This window comes from Pseudomonas sp. PDM21 (assembly GCF_014852505.2).
Classification (GTDB): domain Bacteria; phylum Pseudomonadota; class Gammaproteobacteria; order Pseudomonadales; family Pseudomonadaceae; genus Pseudomonas.
In genome coordinates, this window is sequence record NZ_CM181223.1 from 5,505,531 (window position 1) to 5,524,577 (window position 19,047).

At 66.1% G+C, this 19,047-nt stretch carries 20 protein-coding genes; 6 read left to right on the forward strand and 14 right to left on the reverse strand.

Annotation, left to right across the window (positions count from 1 at the left end; all coding sequences use genetic code 11):
* Nucleotide 1: 1 nt before the first annotated feature.
* From fae to IB275_RS25440, 7 genes are all read right to left on the reverse strand, one after another.
* Entirely contained in the window at nt 2-514 is a 513-nt protein-coding gene (gene fae / locus IB275_RS25410) for a formaldehyde-activating enzyme (RefSeq protein ID WP_192292245.1), read from the reverse strand.
* A gap of 329 nt (nt 515-843) precedes the next feature.
* Nucleotides 844-1,422, reverse strand: a complete 579-nt coding sequence (locus IB275_RS25415) for a DUF2846 domain-containing protein (RefSeq protein ID WP_192292248.1) — start codon at nt 1,420-1,422, stop codon at nt 844-846.
* Between the two features lie 149 nt (nt 1,423-1,571).
* Nucleotides 1,572-2,159 carry a GNAT family acetyltransferase gene (locus IB275_RS25420; protein WP_192292557.1) on the reverse strand — a complete coding sequence of 196 codons (588 nt, stop codon included), beginning with the start codon at nt 2,157-2,159 and terminating at the stop codon, nt 1,572-1,574.
* Nucleotides 2,160-2,319: 160 nt separating this feature from the next.
* Nucleotides 2,320-3,558: an acyltransferase family protein gene (locus tag IB275_RS25425; RefSeq protein ID WP_494514450.1), complete on the reverse strand. Its 1,239-nt coding sequence runs from the start codon at nt 3,556-3,558 to the stop codon at nt 2,320-2,322.
* A 108-nt stretch (nt 3,559-3,666) separates the two neighbouring features.
* Entirely contained in the window at nt 3,667-4,824 is a 1,158-nt protein-coding gene (locus IB275_RS25430) for a phospholipase D-like domain-containing protein (RefSeq protein ID WP_192292254.1), read from the reverse strand.
* The gene (locus tag IB275_RS25435) at nt 4,821-5,396 is read right to left on the reverse strand and encodes a YceI family protein (protein WP_192292257.1); all 576 of its coding nucleotides are present in this window, start codon (nt 5,394-5,396) and stop codon (nt 4,821-4,823) included. The genes IB275_RS25430 and IB275_RS25435 overlap by 4 nt, the downstream gene beginning before the upstream one ends.
* 112 nt (nt 5,397-5,508) lie before the next feature.
* Complete coding sequence (locus IB275_RS25440; protein WP_192292260.1) at nt 5,509-6,414, reverse strand: LysR family transcriptional regulator; 906 nt, start codon at nt 6,412-6,414, stop codon at nt 5,509-5,511.
* Nucleotides 6,415-6,523: 109 nt separating this feature from the next.
* Between IB275_RS25440 and IB275_RS25445 the strand changes: the two genes are divergently transcribed.
* Nucleotides 6,524-8,023: an MFS transporter gene (locus IB275_RS25445; protein ID WP_192292263.1), complete on the forward strand. Its 1,500-nt coding sequence runs from the start codon at nt 6,524-6,526 to the stop codon at nt 8,021-8,023.
* A gap of 681 nt (nt 8,024-8,704) precedes the next feature.
* On the opposite strand, the gene IB275_RS25450 is transcribed toward IB275_RS25445, so the two are convergent.
* From IB275_RS25450 to IB275_RS25470, 5 genes are all read right to left on the reverse strand, one after another.
* On the reverse strand, nt 8,705-9,304 hold the full coding sequence (locus IB275_RS25450) for a YceI family protein (RefSeq protein ID WP_192292266.1): 600 nt from the start codon (nt 9,302-9,304) through the stop codon (nt 8,705-8,707).
* 43 nt (nt 9,305-9,347) lie between these two features.
* Complete coding sequence (locus tag IB275_RS25455; RefSeq protein ID WP_192292269.1) at nt 9,348-9,695, reverse strand: amidase; 348 nt, start codon at nt 9,693-9,695, stop codon at nt 9,348-9,350.
* Nucleotides 9,692-10,819 carry a serine hydrolase domain-containing protein gene (locus IB275_RS25460; RefSeq protein WP_192292272.1) on the reverse strand — a complete coding sequence of 376 codons (1,128 nt, stop codon included), beginning with the start codon at nt 10,817-10,819 and terminating at the stop codon, nt 9,692-9,694. The genes IB275_RS25455 and IB275_RS25460 overlap by 4 nt, the downstream gene beginning before the upstream one ends.
* 144 nt (nt 10,820-10,963) lie before the next feature.
* The gene (locus IB275_RS25465) at nt 10,964-11,749 is read right to left on the reverse strand and encodes an oxygen-binding di-iron domain-containing protein (protein ID WP_192292275.1); all 786 of its coding nucleotides are present in this window, start codon (nt 11,747-11,749) and stop codon (nt 10,964-10,966) included.
* A 105-nt stretch (nt 11,750-11,854) separates the two neighbouring features.
* Entirely contained in the window at nt 11,855-12,751 is an 897-nt protein-coding gene (locus tag IB275_RS25470; RefSeq protein ID WP_192292279.1) for an acyl-CoA dehydrogenase middle domain-containing protein, read from the reverse strand.
* Between the two features lie 148 nt (nt 12,752-12,899).
* Between IB275_RS25470 and olsB the strand changes: the two genes are divergently transcribed.
* On the forward strand, nt 12,900-13,655 hold the full coding sequence (gene olsB / locus IB275_RS25475) for an L-ornithine N(alpha)-acyltransferase (protein WP_081516358.1): 756 nt from the start codon (nt 12,900-12,902) through the stop codon (nt 13,653-13,655).
* The gene (locus IB275_RS25480; protein WP_192292281.1) at nt 13,655-14,422 is read left to right on the forward strand and encodes a lysophospholipid acyltransferase family protein; all 768 of its coding nucleotides are present in this window, start codon (nt 13,655-13,657) and stop codon (nt 14,420-14,422) included. The genes olsB and IB275_RS25480 overlap by 1 nt, the downstream gene beginning before the upstream one ends.
* A gap of 161 nt (nt 14,423-14,583) precedes the next feature.
* Here IB275_RS25480 and IB275_RS25485 read toward each other — a convergent pair whose 3' ends face one another.
* Together IB275_RS25485 and IB275_RS25490 are read right to left on the reverse strand one after the other, a co-directional pair.
* A complete protein-coding gene (locus tag IB275_RS25485) occupies nt 14,584-15,444 on the reverse strand; it encodes a universal stress protein (RefSeq protein WP_225601570.1) in 861 nt (286 codons plus the stop codon).
* A gap of 75 nt (nt 15,445-15,519) precedes the next feature.
* Entirely contained in the window at nt 15,520-16,113 is a 594-nt protein-coding gene (locus tag IB275_RS25490; RefSeq protein ID WP_192292560.1) for an acyl carrier protein phosphodiesterase, read from the reverse strand.
* Between the two features lie 129 nt (nt 16,114-16,242).
* Here IB275_RS25490 and IB275_RS25495 point away from each other — a divergent pair, with 129 nt between their 5' ends.
* From IB275_RS25495 to IB275_RS25505, 3 genes are read left to right on the forward strand one after another with little or no spacing between them, the layout of a single operon-like run.
* Nucleotides 16,243-16,572 (forward strand): ArsR/SmtB family transcription factor, encoded by a 330-nt coding sequence (locus IB275_RS25495; protein ID WP_192292284.1) that lies wholly within the window; start codon nt 16,243-16,245, stop codon nt 16,570-16,572.
* Between the two features lie 47 nt (nt 16,573-16,619).
* Nucleotides 16,620-17,783 (forward strand): MFS transporter, encoded by a 1,164-nt coding sequence (locus IB275_RS25500; RefSeq protein WP_138215929.1) that lies wholly within the window; start codon nt 16,620-16,622, stop codon nt 17,781-17,783.
* Nucleotides 17,784-17,813: 30 nt separating this feature from the next.
* Nucleotides 17,814-18,863, forward strand: a complete 1,050-nt coding sequence (locus IB275_RS25505; RefSeq protein WP_192292287.1) for an alkene reductase — start codon at nt 17,814-17,816, stop codon at nt 18,861-18,863.
* The last annotated feature ends 184 nt before the right edge of the window (nt 18,864-19,047 follow it).

Sequence of the window (19,047 nt, forward strand, 5' to 3'; positions counted from 1 at the left end):
CTCAGGCCTTGGGGGTGTAGAAGGGGTTGGCGATGGCGTTGACCACGTCGGCCAGCTGCGCACGCTCGGGCTTGCAGGTCAGCGCCGCGCGGATCGCGGTGCGGCAGGCGTTGTAGTTGTTGCGGAAGACGGCATCCAGGTCGTCGCAGCCCGGATTGACCCAGTTGGCGGTGACGATGGCCCATTCGTCCTCCGCTTCCGGAGGCAGGGTGCCGTCCAGCAGCGCCTCGGTGACGGCCTTGGCGATGCCCGCCTGGGAAGCCCCCCAGGTGGCGTTGGCGTGCAGGTCACCATCGATCTCGGCCTTGTTCACGTAAAGGGTCATCGGCTTGACCGGAATGTTCGGCTGGGCGATCACCATGAACGGGCAGTGGCCCTGGCTGGGCGAAGCCAGGCTGTTGGAGAAGGCCTGGCCGGCCGGGCCGCTGCGCGGGCCGAGCAGGATGTTGATGTGCGCGGCGTTGACGCCGGGGCCTTCGAAACCTTCACCGATGTACAGGTCGAGCTTTTTCATGGGGTACCTCATGGAACCGTGGGGGTGTAAGAAAGCCCGGGCCTGCGTGCGCGGCCCGTGGCAAAACCGGCACAGAACGCCGGGAGAAAGTCGGTGTGGGATCAGGAATCGACGAGCAAGTCGGACGGGTGCGCGAAGGCACCGGACAGGCCGGAACGCGGAGGACGGATCGAGGGTGGGGAAAGCAGGCAGGTGATCATGTCGCGTCGCTCTTTGTTGTTGTCGATGAGCTGGTGCGACGATTTTTAGCACCGGGCCAAATCGGCCCGGTAACCATAAAAACTCAAGGAGCTATGAGTTGCCCTCATAACTCCGAAAGGGTGGAAATCTCAGAGCCCGATACGTTCGAAGAAGCCTGGTCCTTCGACTTCCTTGCCGCTGGCGGCAATGCTCACCGGCTCCTGGACCTGCCGTGTGGCGGGGATTTCCCGCGAGCCCAGCTCCTTGCCCACCAGTTGCAGCGGGCCAGCCCCCTGGCCGGCGGTGTGTTCGTACTTGGGCGGCGTGTGGGTCTCGTCGTAGCGCAGGTAGTAGACCTCGCCGGCGCGGGCTTCCAGGGTGAAGCCGGCGATCAGGGTAAAGTCCAGGCTGCCGCCGGCGAAGAAGGTCCAGAAGCTGCCCAGCAACGGGCGACGCATCTGCAGCGGATAGCTGCCGGGGGCGAAGCTCAGGGCGAAGTAGCCGTTGCTCGGCAGGCTGCCGATCAGCTCGTTGTTGATGAACAGCCCGGGCGCTTCCAGCTCCTCGTCGGACCACTGGTTCTGCGGCCGGTAGATGTACACCGTGGCTTGCTGCGCATCCGTAGGCAGCGCACCGAAGGGCGGTCCGTCGACCGCGCCGAAGAACGCACCGGGCGAGCTGCAACCGGCGAGCATCAGGAGAAAGGCGCACAGGGCCATTCGGAGCATGGAAAGTCCCTCTTATGGTTATCCCCGGAGCATAACCAGCGCATCACACCTTGCCACCCGTCGAAAGTCCGGGTCGGTCACTTCTCGGCCACACCTGGGTCACCGGCGCAAACCTGTCCCTGATCCAGCGTCCCGAACACTGGTGTGCGTCAGCTCAGTTCCTTGAGCCAGAACATCATCGACTTGGCGGTCTCCTGTTGCTCGCCGATATCGCGCCAGTGGTATTCGGTCTGCAGGGAGGGTTGCGGAGTGAAGCCGCGCTGCAGACAGAAGGCGTCCGGCGAGCGGTAGCCGGCAGGTCGCGCAGAATGCTCCGGCGGCCGCCGAAGGGCGCAGAAGGCACACCAGTCGAAGCGATCCAGGCTACGCGCAAAGCGTTCGCGCTCCTCGAAGAAGCGCAGGTCGAGATCGGCGCTGCGGTACTCCGGCAGAACCACCGACTCGCCAAAATAGAAGATTCGTTCCGGGTTCCAGCCCTGCACCAGGAACGGCTGCTGCAAAGCCTCGGACTCGTCCAACAACGGCAGCCCGGTCGAGGCCCCCACTACCCTGCCCTCATCGATCACCAGCACGCACAGGCTCCAGGCTGAACGTACGTGGCTGTCGAGGTATCCGGCCTCGTATTCCGGGCTGCCGTCGAAGAGGTACGGATACTCGCGGAACACAGTGATGCGCAATCGCGCCAGATCATCGATGAACGGGCGGAGGGCATCACCGCTGAGCAGGCGGATATCCAGGGGCATGGCGGGAGTCCGCAGGTGCCGCCGCCGGCAAGGTGGCAGCAATGTTGAAACCTAGCATAGGCCGAGAAGCCAGCCGAAGTTCCAACCGCGACAGAAGCATATCCGTGCGCGCCAGCCTTCAAGGCAGTTCGCGGGTGTGACCGACGGACGCGCCTCAGGACTCCGTCACCACCCGTCGCCGCGTGGCTGGCGGCGCGGGCGGTGCCGGCAACAGGTGGCGCACCAGCCATTTGCGCACCGGCACTACGCAGCGCTCCTGCACCAGCACGCAACTGGTGACCATGAACAGCAGGAACAGCGGATACAGCCACAGCGACAGCTGCTGGTGGGTCGCCGACTCGACGCAGAAGGCCCAGTCGGCCAGGCAGTCGCCCGGCGCGCGGATCAGCTTCTCGGTGCGCGAGAACAGGGTGAACAGTGGCACATGCAGGGCGAACAGCGACAACGATGCAGCCCCCAGTCTCGGCGACCAGTGGCGGATCAGGCTGTTCTGCGGATCGCGCGGCAAGGCACTCATGTACACCAGCACCAACTGTGCCGGCAGCAGCAGGCCGTTATGCAGGAGGAAGTACCAGTACTTGGCGCCGTGGGTATAGAGGTAATCGGCGACGAGGAAATTGGCCAGCACGAAGGCGCCCATCGCCACCAGCATCCCGCGCCCCGGCAGGCGGCCGGCGTCCTTGTACTCGCGGAACAGTCCGTAGGCAAGGATGCCGCTGAGGAACTCCGGCAGACGCAGCAGCGGGTTGCGGTGCAGCAGGCCGGTCCAGGGCATGCCGTACTGTTCGCTGGCGACCACCAGGATCGGCGGGATCAGGTAAAGCACCCACAGCGCCAGCAGCCAGCGCCATTTGTTCTGCAGGCGCGCCAGGCGCGGCGCGACGAAGGGGAAGCAGAGGTAGAAGAAGAACAGCGTCGACAGCGACCAGAGCGGCGCGTTGAAGGTCAGGTAATACGGGTTCCAGGCCTGCAGCATGGTGAGCTGGAGGATGCTGTTGAACAGCAGTTCGCGATCGCTCATCCAGTGGTGGAACAGCTCCGGCTGCAGCCGGCCGATGGCCTCGTTGGTGTCGTAGATGACGAACCGCGGCGTGGCCTGATCGAGGTCCGGGCCGATGCCCAGCCCGCTCACCACCAGCAGCACGGTGATGGTCAGCAGGATCGAGAAGATGTGCAGCGGGTAGAGGTTGGACAGGCGCTTGGTGAAGAAACTGCGCGGGCTCTCGCGCAGCTGCCCGTCGGTGACGTAGACGTGGCAGAGCAGGAAGCCGGAGAGCACGAAGAAGGTGCTGGTGGCGAAGAAGCCCAATGCGGTGAGGTCATCGAGGCCGGCGAACTTCTGCTCCGCCGGGTAGCTGTGCAGCGTGTGGTAGATCACCACATAAAGGCCCATCAGGAAGCGCAGCCATTCCAGCCCGATGAAACGCTCCTTTTTTTGTCTGTTCTCCACGCTTCTCTCCTTCCAGGTAGGCGAACGACAGCTGGACGAACCACAACGACATCAGCGGCGGCGATCGAGGAAGTTCACCACCAGTCGGTCCAGCGAGCCCCACAGGCGCTCGCGCAGGCGCTTCCACCAGGGACGCGCGCGCCAGAAGCCCAGGTCGATCTCGCGGCTCTGTGCGAAGTCGGCGGCCAGGCAGTCGGCCACCGCCGCGGTGAACGACGGATCGAACGCTTCTACATTGGCCTCCAGATTGAACCGAAGGTTCCAATGATCGAAGTTGCACGAGCCGACGCTGACCCAGTCATCGACCAGTACCATCTTCAGATGAAGGAAGCGCGGCTGGTATTCGAAGATCTTCACCCCGGCACGCAGCAGGCCGGGGTAATAGCGCTGACCCGCGTAGCGCACGGGAGCATGGTCGGTGAGGCGCCCGGTGAGCAGCAGGCGCACGTCGACACCGCGCTGGGCGGCCTTGCGCAGGGCGCGGCGGACTTTCCAGGTCGGCAGGAAGTAAGGCGTCGCCAGCCACACACGCTGGTGCGCGCCACGCAGCGAACGCACCAGCGCCTGGAGGATGTCCCTGTGCTGGCCGGCGTCGGCATAGGCGACCCGCGCCAGGCCTTCGCCGTAGTTGGGGATCGGCGGCAGGCGGGTCAGCAGGACTTCCTCGCGAGGCTTCCAGGCGCGCACGCCGAGACAGGCATTCCACTGCCGCTCGAACAGGCGCTGCCAGTCGGCGACGATGTGGCCGGTCATCTCCACCATCACTTCGTGCCAGTCGCTGCGGTTCTCCCGCGCGGACCAGAACTCGTCGGTGGCGCCGGTACCGCCGACATAGGCGATGCGCTCGTCCACCAGCAACAGCTTGCGGTGATCGCGGTACAGGTTGCGGATGCCGGCCTTCCAGTTCAGCGGGTTGTACTGCCGCAGTTCGCCGCCGGCCTCCAGCAGCTGGCGCGTCCAGGCGCTGGATAACTTGAGGCTGCCGAAAGCGTCGAACAGGCAACGCACCTTCACACCGCGCGAGCGCGCAGCCAGCAGGCGATCCAGCAGCGCCTCGGCGCAACTGCCGCTTTCTACCAGGTACAGCTCCAGTTCGATCTGCCGCTCGGCACTGTCGATGGCGGCGAACATGCGCGGGAAGAAGCGCTCGCCATCGCAGAGCAGGGCGAAACGGTTGCCCGTCCGCCAGGGGAAGATCGGGCCGCTCACCGCGAGGCGAAGATCAGCACGGCGCCCACCGGCACCGACAGGCCGATGCTCTTGAGCCCGGCCAGTTTGCGTAGCTGCGCCACGCCTGGTGCGAGGCCGAAGTCAGCGGCGTTGATCACCAGCGGCGAGAGCGTCACCACCTGGAAGCGATGCTCGTCCAGGCGGGTGATCAGCACATCGGTGCGGTAGTCCTTCGCCTGGCCGTTCAGCTCCAGGCGCAGCGGCAGGCGCGTCTCCAGCTGCACGCCGTTGGCAAGATCGGTGATGGGGCGCAGGTCGATGGTCGAGGTGATGCGCGCCTCGGGGAACTTCTCGGTATCGAACAACTGGTCGCGCACACGTTCATCGCGCAGCGGGATGCCGGTGCTCAGCGAGTCCATCTCGATACGCAACTCCACCCGGCCCTGCTCCTCCACCTTGCCGTGCATCACCAGGAAGCGGTTCACCTCGGCGATATCGGCGTTCTTGGTCGTGACGAAGGTCAGCCGCGAGGACTCGTAGTCGAGGTACCAGGCAGCCTGGGCGGAAGCGGCGAAGCAGGCCGCGAAGAGGAAGGTGAACAGCGAGCGCATGAAATCCCTTACATGGAAAACGGATGGATCAACGGCCAACGATAGCGGCCCGCCGTCGGCTTGCAAACCGGCCGACCGGCGAGCCCATTGGGCAGGCGTGGGCGCCAATGGTTCAGTCGGCCAGCAACGCGGGAATCCCAGCCACCAGCGCATCGATGGCGCAACGAATCTTCGACGGCATGTAGCGCGTCTTCGGCCATACCGCATGGATCTCCAGCGGCGGCAACCTGCAGCGTCCCTTCACCACCACCAGCTCGCCACGCTTCACGTGCCGCGCCAACAGCCAGGTCGGCAGGCGTGCCAGGCCGAAACCGGCCACGGCGGCGGCGGTGATGGCTTGCAGGTCGTCCATGCTCAGCTGCGGGTCCATCTCGATGCGCCTGGCGTATCCGTCGTCGTCGCGCATGTCCCAGGGGGAGGTGACGCCAGCCACGGAATAGCTGATGGAAGCGTGGCCGACCAGATCGTCGAGATGCTCCGGCATGCCATGCTCGGCTATGTACGACGGCGCCGCGCCGATGCCGGTGTACTGCACTCCCAGCTTGCGGGCGGCGAGTGTGGCGCTGTCGCTGAGCGGGCCGATGCGCACGGCCAGGTCGATGCCCTCTTCGACCAGGTCGACGCGGCGATCGGTGAACGACAGGTCGATCCTCAATGACGGATATTGCCGCGCCAGCGCCAGCATCAGCGGCGCCACGCAGAGGTGGCCGAAGGAGATCGGCACGCTGACCCGCAGGCGCCCGCGCGGCTCCATCCGCCCGCCTTCCAGCGCGGTGTGAGCGGCATCCAGCTCGGCCAGCGCGCGCACGCAGCTGTCGTAGAACACCTGGCCGTCGTCGGTGAGGTTCTGGCTACGCGTGGTGCGTTGCAGCAGGCGCACGCCCAGGCGCGCCTCCAGCCGGGCAATGGCCTTGCCCACCGCCGAACGCGTAAGGCTCAGGCGCTCCGCCGCGAGGGCGAAGCTGCCGGCGTCGACCACCTGAACGAAGGTAGCGATGCCATCGAGACGGTCATCCATCACCCTTCCCCTTTGAATCCTGAAAAGACTCAATGATGGGACCAAATGGAGCCAATGGGGAACCTTGTTCTTTTCGACAATGGTGGCTCGCCCTACGGAGCCCACTCCCATGACTGCCCACCGCAACCCAAGAAACCTCATCGCCCTGGCGGCGGTGTGCCTGTCCTCGATGATGTTCGGCCTGGAAATCTCCAGCGTGCCGGCCAGCCTGCCGGCCCTGGAGCGCGTGCTGCACGGCGACTTCCAGGACCTGCAATGGGTGATGAACGCCTACACCATTGCCGTCACCAGCGTGCTGATGGCCGCCGGCACCCTGGCCGACCGCTTCGGCCGCAAGCGCCTGTTTGTCATCAGCCTGGCGCTGTTCGGCCTGACCTCGCTGCTCTGCGGGCTGGCAGGCGACATGCCGACCATAATCGCCGGGCGCTTCCTGCAGGGCACCGCCGGCGGGGTCATGCTGATCTGCCAGGTGGCCGTGCTGACCAGCCAGTTCGGCGACCCGGCCGAGCGCGTGCGCGCCTTCGCCGCCTGGGGTGTGGTGTTCGGCATCGGCCTGGGCTTCGGGCCGATCGTCGGCAGCGCCATTGTCGCCCTGGCCAGTTGGCAGTGGGTGTTCCTGGTGCACGGGCCGCTCGCCCTGCTCACCCTGGCCCTGGCGCAATACGGCGCGGTGGAATCGCGCGATCCGGATGCCGAACGGCTGGATGTCAGCGGCATGCTCACGCTGTCGCTGGCAGTGCTCGGCACGGTGTTCTACATCACCCAGGGCGCCGACATGGGCTACGCCAGCCCGCCGGCGCTGGCAATCCTGCTGCTCAGCCTCGTCAGCCTGGCGGCCTTCATCCTGATCGAGCGCCGCGTCGCCCACCCGATGTTCGACTTCTCGGTACTGCGCATCCGCGCATTCTCCGGCGCGATGTTCGCCTCGGCAGGGATGAACGTGAGCTTCTGGCCGCTGATGATCTACCTGCCGGTCTACTACCACGGCGTACTCGGCTACGACGACGTGAAGGCCGGCTGGTCGCTGCTCGCCTACACCCTGCCGACGCTGGTGGTGCCGCCGATCGCCGAGCGCCTGGCGCATCGCTTCCACCCCGGCTGGGTGATTCCCGGCGGGATGTTCGTGATTGGCGCCGGCTTTTTCCTGATGCTCTGGGGCAGCAGCGTGGACCATGCCAGCTGGCTGACCCTGCTGCCCGGCTGCGTGCTGGCCGGAATCGGCCTGGGGCTGACCAACACCACGGTGACCAACACCTCCACCGCCGCCGTGCCCGCCACCCGCGCCGGCATGGCCTCAGGCATCGACATGAGCGCGCGGATGATCTCCCTGGCGATCAATATCGCGGTGATGGGGCTGATCCTGCTTTCCGGCGTCGCGGCGGCGCTACAGGGCGTAGAGAGTGGCGAGAAGCTGCAACTGGCGGCCAGCATCGCCAGCGGCCGGCTGAGTCCGGACGATCCGGACGGCGCCCGTGCGGCACTGGTGCAGGGGTTCGGCTGGGTGCTTGGCTACGGCGGAATCGCTGCCTGGTTGTTCGCCGCGGGGAGTTTCCTGACCTTCGGCGCGCATCGCGCGGTGCGGCCTAGACTGGAGGCTGTCCAATCCTGAATGACAGGAGCATCACCATGAAGACCATCCTGCTGCTTACCTTCGTGATCATCGGCGCTTCCAGTTGCAGCGTGGGCTCCGGCTTCCGCTTCCAACCCGACGTGCCGGCGATTGCGGCACGGGCTTAAGGCTGGCTGTTTTCGCAATTGACGCTGAGCCGTGCGGTTCGCGAGCAAGGGCTAGGCGCCCCCCTCGGTCCTACGAAGAGCCAATGCCCCGCCCCGGCTCTGGCTCTGGCTCTGGCTCTTGATGACTTCCAGATAAACCTCAGCGCACTCCGAACGCCCCGTTCAGGAGGCCTCGTTGAAGCGGAGTTTCAGGGGTTGAGCGACATGGATGTCGCGAGAGCTGCGATGGGCCAGGGATGGCCCTTCGCAGCGTGCCCCTGAAACTTCGCTTCAACGAGGGTATTTTTCGCCTAGGCGAAAAACCGGATGTCCGGGGCAAGCCTTTTGGTTACTTTTCGGCGTTTGGAAAAGTAACTCGCCCGAGGGGGCGAAACCAGGAATCTGAGCGCACGCCGAAGCGGCGCAGAAATCCCCAAGCCAACGCAGCAATACAGGACCAACATCGGAGCGGAGGAAGACGCCGGCCCTGCCGACGGATCGCGGGCATGGCCCGCTCCTACAGGTCAGGTGCATCTCCCCACCATGCGCACGATGGCGGGCATGGCGTTCAGTGTCACGGCGCCTGCTTGATCACCTGACTGAACCCCAACACCGCAAACACCGGCACCTCAGGAGTAATGGACGGCACGTTGGCGACTTCCTTGAGCGGCTCCAGCTTCTCTTCCAGGTCGAAGTCGATCAGCTTGAGCACCAGCGGCTCCATGGTTGTCACTTCGATGCGGCTCTCGCTGGGGCGGCTGACCAGCACCTCGGACTTGAGCCGGCGCTGCTGGCCGTGCAGGTCGAGGTTGAAATCCACGGTTTCCTGGCGCGACTGGCCGACCTGCAGGACCTCATAGCGGCTCAGGTCGAGCTGACTGCTGACAATCGCCTCGGGGAAGCGCTCGATCTCGAAGAAGGCATTGCGCATGCGCTCGTCGCGCAGCGCCAGGCCGCTGTCGATGGACTCCAGCGGCACCACCACGCGCACCGCGCCCTTGTCGTCGATCTGCCCGGAGAGGCGGTCGAAGCGCTGCACCTCCGCCATCTTGCCGCGCTTGACCGAGACGAAGCTGATCCGCGAGGTGTCGCCGTCCAGTTGCCATTCAGCCAGGGCCAGGGGGCTGGCCAGTACCAGCAAGGCGCATACAGCTCCTGTTACAAAAGAATGCATTGGTCCTCCGAAGCGGGTCGCCCCGCTCCGTGGAACGCGCCCGTCAGTGGCTGCCCGATTCGGGCAAATCGTCCGCCTGGGGCATCAGTTGGCATCCCTCGCGCGCACCGAGCCAGGCGGCTGTCTGCGTACTGCCCAGGCCGCGGGCGGTCACCCGCTTGCGCGCTTCGTCGTCGAGAAAGGCGCTGGTCGGCACGTACTGCTTGGTATAGGCCTGACAATAGTCCGCCGAGTTCCCCATAACGTAGCGGCAGGAGCAGTACTCCTTGGCGGTGTAGGCGCCGATGATGCCGGGGAAGGCGGCGAGATGGACACGGTTCTGCCACGCGGTGGTGACCAGGGCGAGCAGCAACAGGACCAGGGCGGTGAGGATCGGATGACGGCGGATCATGGCTGCACCTCCCCGTGGGCGAAGGCCGCCTGGGCAAGCTTGAGGAAGGTGTCGTGCTGGTAGCTGCCGTCACGGTCGTCGGCGTAGCGGACGATCACCAGCTTCTGTTCGGGGATCACGTACAGCGCCTGGCCCCAGTGGCCGAGAGCGGCGAAGGTGTCCGCAGGCGCATCCGGCCAGGGCGCGGGCGCGCCGGCCACCGGGCGGTTGAGCCACCACTGGCCGCCGGGCACCGCCTCATTGGGCTTCTTCGGATCGGGCTGGTACTCGGGGAACGGCGCGAGGACGAATTTCAGCCAGTCCTGCGGCAGCAACTGGCGATCCTTCCAGCGCCCGTCGCGCTCCATCAGCAGGCCGATGCGCGCCAAGTCGCGGGCTGTCATGTAGGCGTAGGACGAACCGACGAAGGTCCCGCTGGCGTCACGCTCCCAGACGGCGGACTGGATGCCCAGCGGCTCGAACAGCGCGGTCCAGGGATAGTTGGCGTAGTCCTTGCCGACCATCTGCTTGAGCGTGGCGGAGAGCACGTTGCTGTCGCCGCTGGAGTAGCGGAAGCGCTTGCCCGGCTCGGCATCGGCGGGGAAGCCGGCGGTGAATTTCGCCATGTCGTCGCGGCCACGGGTGTAGAGCATCGCCACCACCGAGGAGCGCACCGGCGCGTACTCGTACTCTTCCTGCCAGGCCAGGCCCGAAGCCCAATGCAGCAGGTCGCGCATCTTGATGTCGGGGTGATCGGCGAAGGCCGGGTAATGCTTGGCGACCGGGTCGTCGAGCTGGAACTTGCCCTCGCCGAAGGCCACGCCGAGGACGCTGGCCATCACGCTTTTGCTCATCGACCAGGCCAGATGCGGTGTCTCGGCGCGGGTCGGGCCGGCGTAGCGCTCGTAGATCAGCTGGCCATCGCGGATCACCACCACGGCGTCGGTGCGCACGCCCTTGCGGGTGCCGTCGTCGCGGGTGGGGAAGGCGTAGTTCTCGAACGCCTGCACGGCGGCGCCGCTGGGCGTGGCGCCGTGAGGCCAGTCGGCCTCGGGCCAGGTTTCGCTACCGTGGGCGTGGCTGCTCAGCAGGCAGGTGGCCAGCGCCAGCGCGCGCAGCGCTGGGCGGAAGGGGGCAAAGGGCATCGGCGGGCCTCTTGTTATCAGGTCGGCCCGCACCCTAGCACGGTGAAGATGACGGATTAAGCGCCGATCGTGCCGTAATCAAGGACGATTGGCGCAATCGGTCAGCGCCGCGCTTGTTGACAGGAACGTGTCAGCACGAGCGCGCTAGCGAGGAACCTGGTAGTCGTCCGGCCCCATGAGGTCCATGCCGCATTGCAGGTCGGCGATCCAGTCGAGGAATGCCGTGATCATCGGTTTGCCCACGAAGGGCCGGCCGTGCTGCGGGACGATCATCTCGATGTCCAGGCCGCGAACCATGTTGGCCCACAGCCGGCCAACCTTGTTCGAGGCCATGTAGCGCCGGTGGAAACCTTCCATGTGCGGCACGTGGGCGGCGAAGTCCTGCACCGGGCTGGCGTCGTCCACCAGGGAGGCGCCCATATCGCCGGAGAAGAGGATCTTGCTGATCGGGTCGTAGACCTGGAAGTTGCCCACCGAGTGGAGGAAGTGCGCAGGGATCATCTTCAGCTGGCAGCGGCCCAATTGCACCGATTCGCCACGGTCCGGCAGCGGGATCACGCGGTCATAGGTGGAGATGCCATGGCTGACCGCCAGGTAGCTGGCCGTGAGGTGCGGCAGGAAGCGTGCCCAGAGCTTGGAACAGATGACCTTGGCGCGGGTGTGCAGCAGCCACTTGTCCAGCGCGGCGATGATGTCCGGGTCCTGGTGCGAGGCGAAGATGTAGTCCAGGTCCTGCAGCGGGAACAGCTTGGAGAGTTCCAGCGACAACGGGGTGTAGGTCAGGTCGCCGCCCGGATCAAGCAGCAGGCGCTGGTCGTGGTCGACGATGAGGAACTGGTTGGATTGCACACCGTCGCCGCTGACGAGATCGTCGAAACACAGGCATTGGTGTTTACCGTCGTCGAACAGCACGATGGGTTCGCGTCGCATGAGGGGATTTCCTAAAGCAGTGGGAGGGAAAACAGTGGGTAGCCCTGCGGAAATTTCTAGGTATCTCAGAAACTTCTGTAAGGCTAACGTCCCCTCCCCGAGCCCTCACTGACGTGGGTCAAGGCCTATTGCCACCCTCGCTTTCTCCAGGCGTTTGGCCCGCGCGGAACCGGCGATGGCGAGTACACCCTTGTCCCGCTTCCACACCACAGCCTGCTCCGCAGCGCCTGAGGCAAATGCGGCATCCAGTGCCGAAGCGAGGCTTTCGAACTGGCTGAACACGCCGGCCAGCAGCAGGTGGGTTTCCGGCTGCGAGGCGGGCTGTCGGCTGACTTCGGCACAACCGGCGAGTACGCCGCTCAGGCGCAGACTCAGCTCCGCCGGCCATTGGTGTTCCACGGCCAGGCCATAGAGCCAGGCGCAGACTGCGGCCAGCACATGGGTGTCTTCCAGGGTGCGGAAAGGTTTGCTGTAGGCCTCCCAGCCATCGCCGGGCAGGCGCTCGCAATGGGCGCCATCGAGCAGCAGGCGGGCGTGGGGGATGTCCGGCATCAGCGGCAGGGCCGGCAGCGCTTCGAGCTTCGCGCCGGGGGCGCCGGCCTGCACCACGGTCATGGCGATGCGCGGCGGCTGGCCCTCCTCCTCGTCACGCGCGGCAACCAGCCACCAGGCGGCGCTGTCGGCTGCGGTGGCGAAGTCCTTGCGACCGTGCAGCACCAGGCCTTCGAGGCGGGTCTGCAGATCGGCGGGGCGCACGCTCTTCTTCTCAGTCACGCACAACGCGCCGAGGCTGCGCGGGGCAGCCGGCCAGAGTGCGCGCAGCGCGGCCTGGTAGCCAGCAAGGAAGGCCAGCCCCGGTGACGTCGCCAGACGGCCGCCGAGCACTGCCAGTTCGAAGCTGCCGGCGCACTCTGCGCGGGTGAGCAATTCGGCGTACCAGTCGTCCAGGGCCAGGCCGGGCGGTAACCGGTCCTGCGGGCCGAGCAGGCATTTCCAGGGCATCGCGGCGCTCCTTCCTTCGAGGTCGTTGTTCTTGTCATACAAGCATCACCGCACCGTCATGGGCGTGACACCGGTCATTCCTAGCCTGAGCTTGCACAACAAAGCCGACCGGCCGCAACCCGCATGGCCGGTTCACGGAGGCACTCGCATGAGTCAGATCGCCCTCTCCTGTGACACCCCGGCACAGCGCCGTCTCAAGGCCGTGCGTCTGCGCGGCGCCCGCGCCCTGCGCGAAGCCCAGGCCCTGCGTTACCGCGTGTTCAGCAGCGAGTTCGATGCCCAGCTCAAGGGCGCGGACCTGGGGCTGGATATGGACGACTACGACCGCCACTGCGCCCACATCGGCGTGCGCGACCTCAACACTGGCGCGCTGGTGGCCACCACCCGTCTGCTCGACCACCGCGCCGCGCAGCGCCTGGGCCGCTTCTACAGCGAAGAGGAATTCGCCCTCGACGGCCTGGACAACCTGCAGGGCCCGGTGTTGGAAATCGGCCGCACCTGCGTCGACCCGGACTACCGCAACGGCGGCACCATCGCCGTGCTCTGGAGCGAACTGGCCGAAGTGCTCAACGAAGGCGGCTACCGCTACCTGATGGGCTGCGCCAGCATTCCCATGCGCGACGGCGGCATCCAGGCCCGCGCGGTCATGCAGCGCCTGCGCGACCGCTACCTGTGCCAGCAGAACCTGCGCGCCGAGCCGAAGACCCCGCTGCCGCCGATGGACGTGCCGGACAACCTCACCGCCGAGCTGCCGCCGTTGCTCAAGGCCTACATGCGCCTGGGCGCGAAGATCTGCGGCGAACCCTGCTGGGACCCGGACTTCGGCGTCGCCGACGTGTTCATCCTGCTCAAGCGCGACGAACTCTGCCCGCGCTACGCCCGCCACTTCAAGGCCGCAGTCTGATGCGCAGCCTGCGCGCCTGGCTGCGCGTCGCCCGCCTGCTGTCACTTCTGCTGGTGGGCCTCGTGTTGGCCAGCTTCGTCAGCCTGCTGGAGCGCCTGCCCGGCGACCGGATGCCCCTGCGCCAGCGCCTGACGCGCTGGTTCCTGGCGCGCCTGTCCGCCGCCCTGCCCTTTGAACTGCAGGTGCACGGCGAGTTGCCCACACAGCCGATGCTGTGGGTCTCCAACCATGTGTCTTGGGTCGATATTCCGCTGCTGGGCGGGCTGCTGCCGCTGACCTTCCTGTCCAAGGCCGAAGTGCGCCAGTGGCCGGTAGCCGGCTGGCTGGCGGAGAAGGCCGGCACGCTGTTCATTCGCCGTGGCTCGGGCGATGCGCGGATGATCAATGCGCAGCTGGCCACGCACCTGTCGCGCGGCCGTTCGCTGCTGGTCTTCCCCGAAGGCACCACCACCGACGGCACGGGCCTGCGCACCTTCCACGGCCGCCTGATGGCCAGCGCCATCGAAGCCGGCGTGCCGGTGCAGCCGGTAGGGCTGCGCTACCGCCGCAACGACCAGGCGTGCGAACTGGCGCCCTTCATCGGTGACGACGATCTGGTCAGTCACCTGAAGCGCCTGTTCGACAATGATCGGGGTGTGGTGGAAGTCCACCTGCTGCCGGCGCTGTCCAGCGCGCACCAGGACCGCAATCTGCTGGCCAGGCAGGCGCATGCTGCGATCCACGCGGTGGTGTGTGAGTCTCAGGAAGAGTCGGCCATCGCGGCCTGAGTTCTGCCAGCAAGGCGGCAGGGAAAGCGAAGAAGGTTTGGAGCCCGCCGTAACCTACGGCCGACGGGTTCCCACTCTGACGAAACGGCTTTCAAACTACGCCGGGCGGCACCCTCGAGCCGCCCGACGCAACCTGAAAACAGTCTCCAGGCGCCGGAGGCTCAAGCCTCCGGCGGCACGACCAGGATGTCACAATCCAGTTCGCGCAGAGCGTAGTCGGCAACACTGCCGATCAGGGCACGCTTGATCCCACCCATACCCCGAGTACCCATGACCAGCAGATCGGGCCGATGCTTGTCGACCATCCGCTGCAACACGTTGCCCGGCAGCCCGACGGCCACCAGTTGTTCGTCGATGCGTTCTTCCAGATGGCGCTCGTGGAGGAACTTCTTCAGCTCGTCCACCGCCTGGCGGGATTCGCTGCCGACGAATTCGTCGATGCGCTCCTCGCTCACCCCGGAGTACTGCATCATGCCCTTGGCCAGCGGGCTGAAGGCATAGACGCCCCGGCGCACGGCGCCTTCGAGCAGGCCCAGTTCATCGGCCACTTCCACCGCATGGGCCGAGGCCGGCGAGGTATCGAGGGCGATCAACAGGTCGCGGTACTGGCCGCCGGCCGGCTGGTTGACCACCAGCACCGGCAGTTGCCCGGCGCGCAGCACTCGCTCGACCGTGGTGCCGACGAAGATGTCGCGCAGCACGCTCTTGCGGTGCGCGCCCATCACCAGCATCTCGCAGTCCTGCTGCTTCGCTGCGGCGAGGATCTGCTGATTCGGATCACCGCGCTCCACCAGCAGTTTCGGGCAGGTGCCGCCCAGCTCGGTGAGCTCCACCAGCCGCGCTTCAAGCATCAGGCGCACCTGGGTGACTTCCTGTTCGACCAGCGCCGAAGGCTGGTCTTCATCGACCACGTAGAGCACGGTCCAGGGGCAGGCGTAGCGCTTGGCCAGCGCTGCCGCACGGTGCAAAGCCTTTTCGGAACGGCCGGACAGATCCGTTGCGACCATTAACGACTTCATCATGCTGCTCCTCTCGTCGTCCTTCAGATGTGTCTATTGCACACGCTATGGGCCGTCGGGCGGTTGACGCATATCAAGTCAGGCCGGACCGTCCATCGTATTCGGCAGATTTCTGACGAAGGCCTGCAATTGGGGATAGAACTCACGGAAATCGCTGCTCAAAGGCTCATACAGGCGATCCAGCTCATCCCAGGCGCCATCCAGCAAAGACGGCCTGGACAGGCGTCGGGACATCCCGACGACCACGTCCTGCAGCACCTCGAACTCCCGATAGCTGCCGAGCCAGTCCTGCGCGGCCATGCGCGGTGCAATGCGCGCCAGACGCTCCGGCAGGCCAGGCGTACGGCCCAGTACACCGTAGACCCGTTGGGTGAAGTGCTCCAGCGGCTCGCCGGAGAAACGCCCCCAGTCGCGGGCCAGGCAATGGTCGAAGAACACGTCCAGAAGCACGCCGGCCATGCGCCGGCGCTCGCTGGGGAAGCGCGTCTTGGCACTGTGTATCAAGGCGTGACTGTCGGTGAAGGCGTCGATGCGCCGGTGCAGGCGGATGCCCGCCTCGATCTCGGCGGGCCACTGGCCGGCCAGCGGTCCCTTGACGAAGTCGCCATAGAGGCTGCCGAGCAGTTGGGCGGGCCGGTCGCCGCCCAGATGAAGGTGCGCGAGGTAGTTCATGGGCAGAGAGTAGCGCGGGTGGTCAGCGGCTACTATCACGGGTGTCGATCATTACTATCGCCCCAAACGAATTCATATCGCTTTTGACCGATATATAGTTCGTCCCAACGCGATATACCGATGTGCCCCATGACTGAACAACCCACTCTCGATCCTGGCATCGACCTCGACGAAATCTTCAAGGCCCTGGCCCACCCGGTGCGGCGCGACATGCTGCACTGGCTCAAGGACCCTGAGCAGTTCTTCGTCGAGCAGGAGCACCAATCCTTCGAGATCGGCGTCTGCGCCGGCAAGTTCGACCAGCGCACCGGTCTGTCGCAATCCACCGTTTCCGCGCATCTGGCCACCCTCCAGCGCGCGGGCCTGGTGACCAGTCGAAAAGTCGGCCAGTGGAATTTCTTCAAACGTAATGAGGAAACCATCCAGGCCTTTGTTCGCCACCTGAGCGAAGCGCTGTAACCCGGCTACTGCCAGCCAAGACAATCCCACTCTCCAGGAGCAGGCAAATGCCCACTTCGCTTCTCGTCCTCGCTTTGTCCGCGTTTGCCATCGGCACCACGGAATTCGTGATCATGGGCCTGCTGCCCGAGGTTGCGGGCGACCTCTCGGTGACCATTCCCGCCGCCGGCTGGCTGGTCAGCGGCTACGCCTTCAGCGTCGCCATCGGCGCGCCGATCATGGCCCTGCTCACCGCCCGTCTGCCGCGCAAGACCGCGCTGCTGATGCTCATGGGCATCTTCATCCTCGGCAACCTGCTCTGCGCGGTGGCCGCCAACTACGGCCTGCTGATGCTGGCGCGGATCATTACCGCCCTGTGTCACGGCGCCTTCTTCGGCATCGGCTCGGTGGTCGCCGCCAGCCTGGTGCCGGCCAACCGCAAGGCTTCCGCCGTGGCTCTGATGTTCACCGGCCTGACCCTGGCCAACGTGCTCGGCGTACCGGCCGGCACCGCGCTGGGCCAGATCGCCGGCTGGCGCTCGCCCTTCTGGGCGGTGACCTTGATCGGTGTGTTCGCGCTGATCGGCCTGTGGAGCGTGCTGCCGAAGAAACACGATGAAGAAGCCGTGGACATGCGCAAAGAAGTCGCTGCGCTGCGCAACGGCCCGCTGTGGCTGGCGCTGGGCACCACCGTGCTGTTCTCCGCCGCCGTCTTCGCGCTGTTCACCTACGTCGCGCCGCTGCTGGGCGAAGTCACCCGGGTTTCGCCGCACGGCATTACCTGGAGCCTGGTACTGATCGGCCTCGGCCTGACCCTGGGCAACATCCTCGGCGGCCGTCTGGCTGACTGGCGCCTGGGCACCACCCTGGCCGGCGTGTTCGCCACCATGGCGGTGGTCTCCACCGTCCTGAGCTGGACCAGCGCCTCGCTGATCCCGGCCGAAATCACCCTGTTCATCTGGGCCGCCGCTGCCTTCGCCGCGGTGCCCGCCCTGCAGGTCAACGTGGTGCGCGTCGGCGGCGCCGCGCCGAACCTCGTCGCCACCCTGAACATCGGCGCCTTCAACGTCGGCAACGCCATCGGCGCCTGGGTCGGCGGCAGCGTCATCGACCACGGCCTGGGCCTGACCCGCGTGCCCCTGGCCGGCGCCGTGCTCTCCGTACTCGCGCTGATCGCGGTGATGATCGCGTTCAGCGGCAAGCCCAACCAGACCCAACCCGTCCTCGACTGATCCTCCACCCTCACGCCCCGGAGTAACGCAATGACCACGCTTTTCGACCCCATCGTCATCGGTGACCTGGAACTGCCCAACCGCATCGTCATGGCCCCGCTGACCCGCTGCCGCGCCGACGAAGGCCGCGTGCCCAACGCACTGATGGCCGAGTACTACGTCCAGCGCGCCGACGCCGGCCTTATCCTCAGCGAGGCCACCTCGGTGACCCCGATGGGCGTGGGCTACCCGGACACCCCCGGCATCTGGTCCGACGACCAGGTCCGCGGCTGGACCAACATCACCAAGGCCGTACACGCCAACGGCGGTCGCATCATGCTGCAGCTGTGGCACGTGGGCCGCGTCTCCGACCCGCTGTACCTGAACGGTGAACTGCCGGTAGCGCCGAGCGCCCTCAAGCCGGCCGGCCACGTCAGCCTGGTGCGCCCGATCAAGGAATTCGTCACCCCGCGCGCCCTGGAAACCGAAGAGATCGCCGACATCGTCGAGGCCTACCGCGTCGGTGCCGAGAACGCCAAGGCCGCCGGTTTCGATGGCGTGGAAGTCCACGGCGCCAACGGCTACCTGCTCGACCAGTTCCTGCAGAGCAGCACCAACCAGCGCACCGACCAGTACGGCGGCTCGGTGGAGAACCGTGCCCGCCTGCTGCTGGAAGTCACCGATGCCGTGATCGGCGTCTGGGGTGCCGGCCGCGTCGGCGTGCACCTGGCTCCGCGCATGGACTCCCACGACATGGGCGACGCCGATCCGCTGGCCACCTTCGGCTACGTCGCCCGCGAGCTGGGCAAGCGCGGCGTGGCGTTCATCTGCACCCGCGAGAGGGCCGGCGACGACAGCATCGGCCCGAAACTGAAGGAGATCTTCGGTGGCGTGTACATCGCCAACGAGCGCTTCACCAAGGACAGCGCCAACGAGTGGCTGGCAAGCGGCAAGGCTGACGCTGTGGCCTTCGGCATCCCGTTCATCGCCAACCCGGACCTGGTGACCCGCCTGGAAAAAGGCGCCGCCTGGAACGAGCCGCACCCGGAAACCTTCTACGGCAAGGGCCCGGTCGGCTACCTGGACTACCCGCGCCTGTAACGGCGGGTTCCTGCGCCAATGAAAAGGGCGCCTTCATGCGAAGGCGCCCTTTTTTGTTGTCCTGAAAATTCGCAGCCGCTCCTGCAATGGGCACCCAGAGTTACCGGTACCTGTAGGATGGCGTGGAGCGCAGCGATACCCATCGATCCGTGGCACCGAGAGCATGGGTATCGCTTAGGCTCCA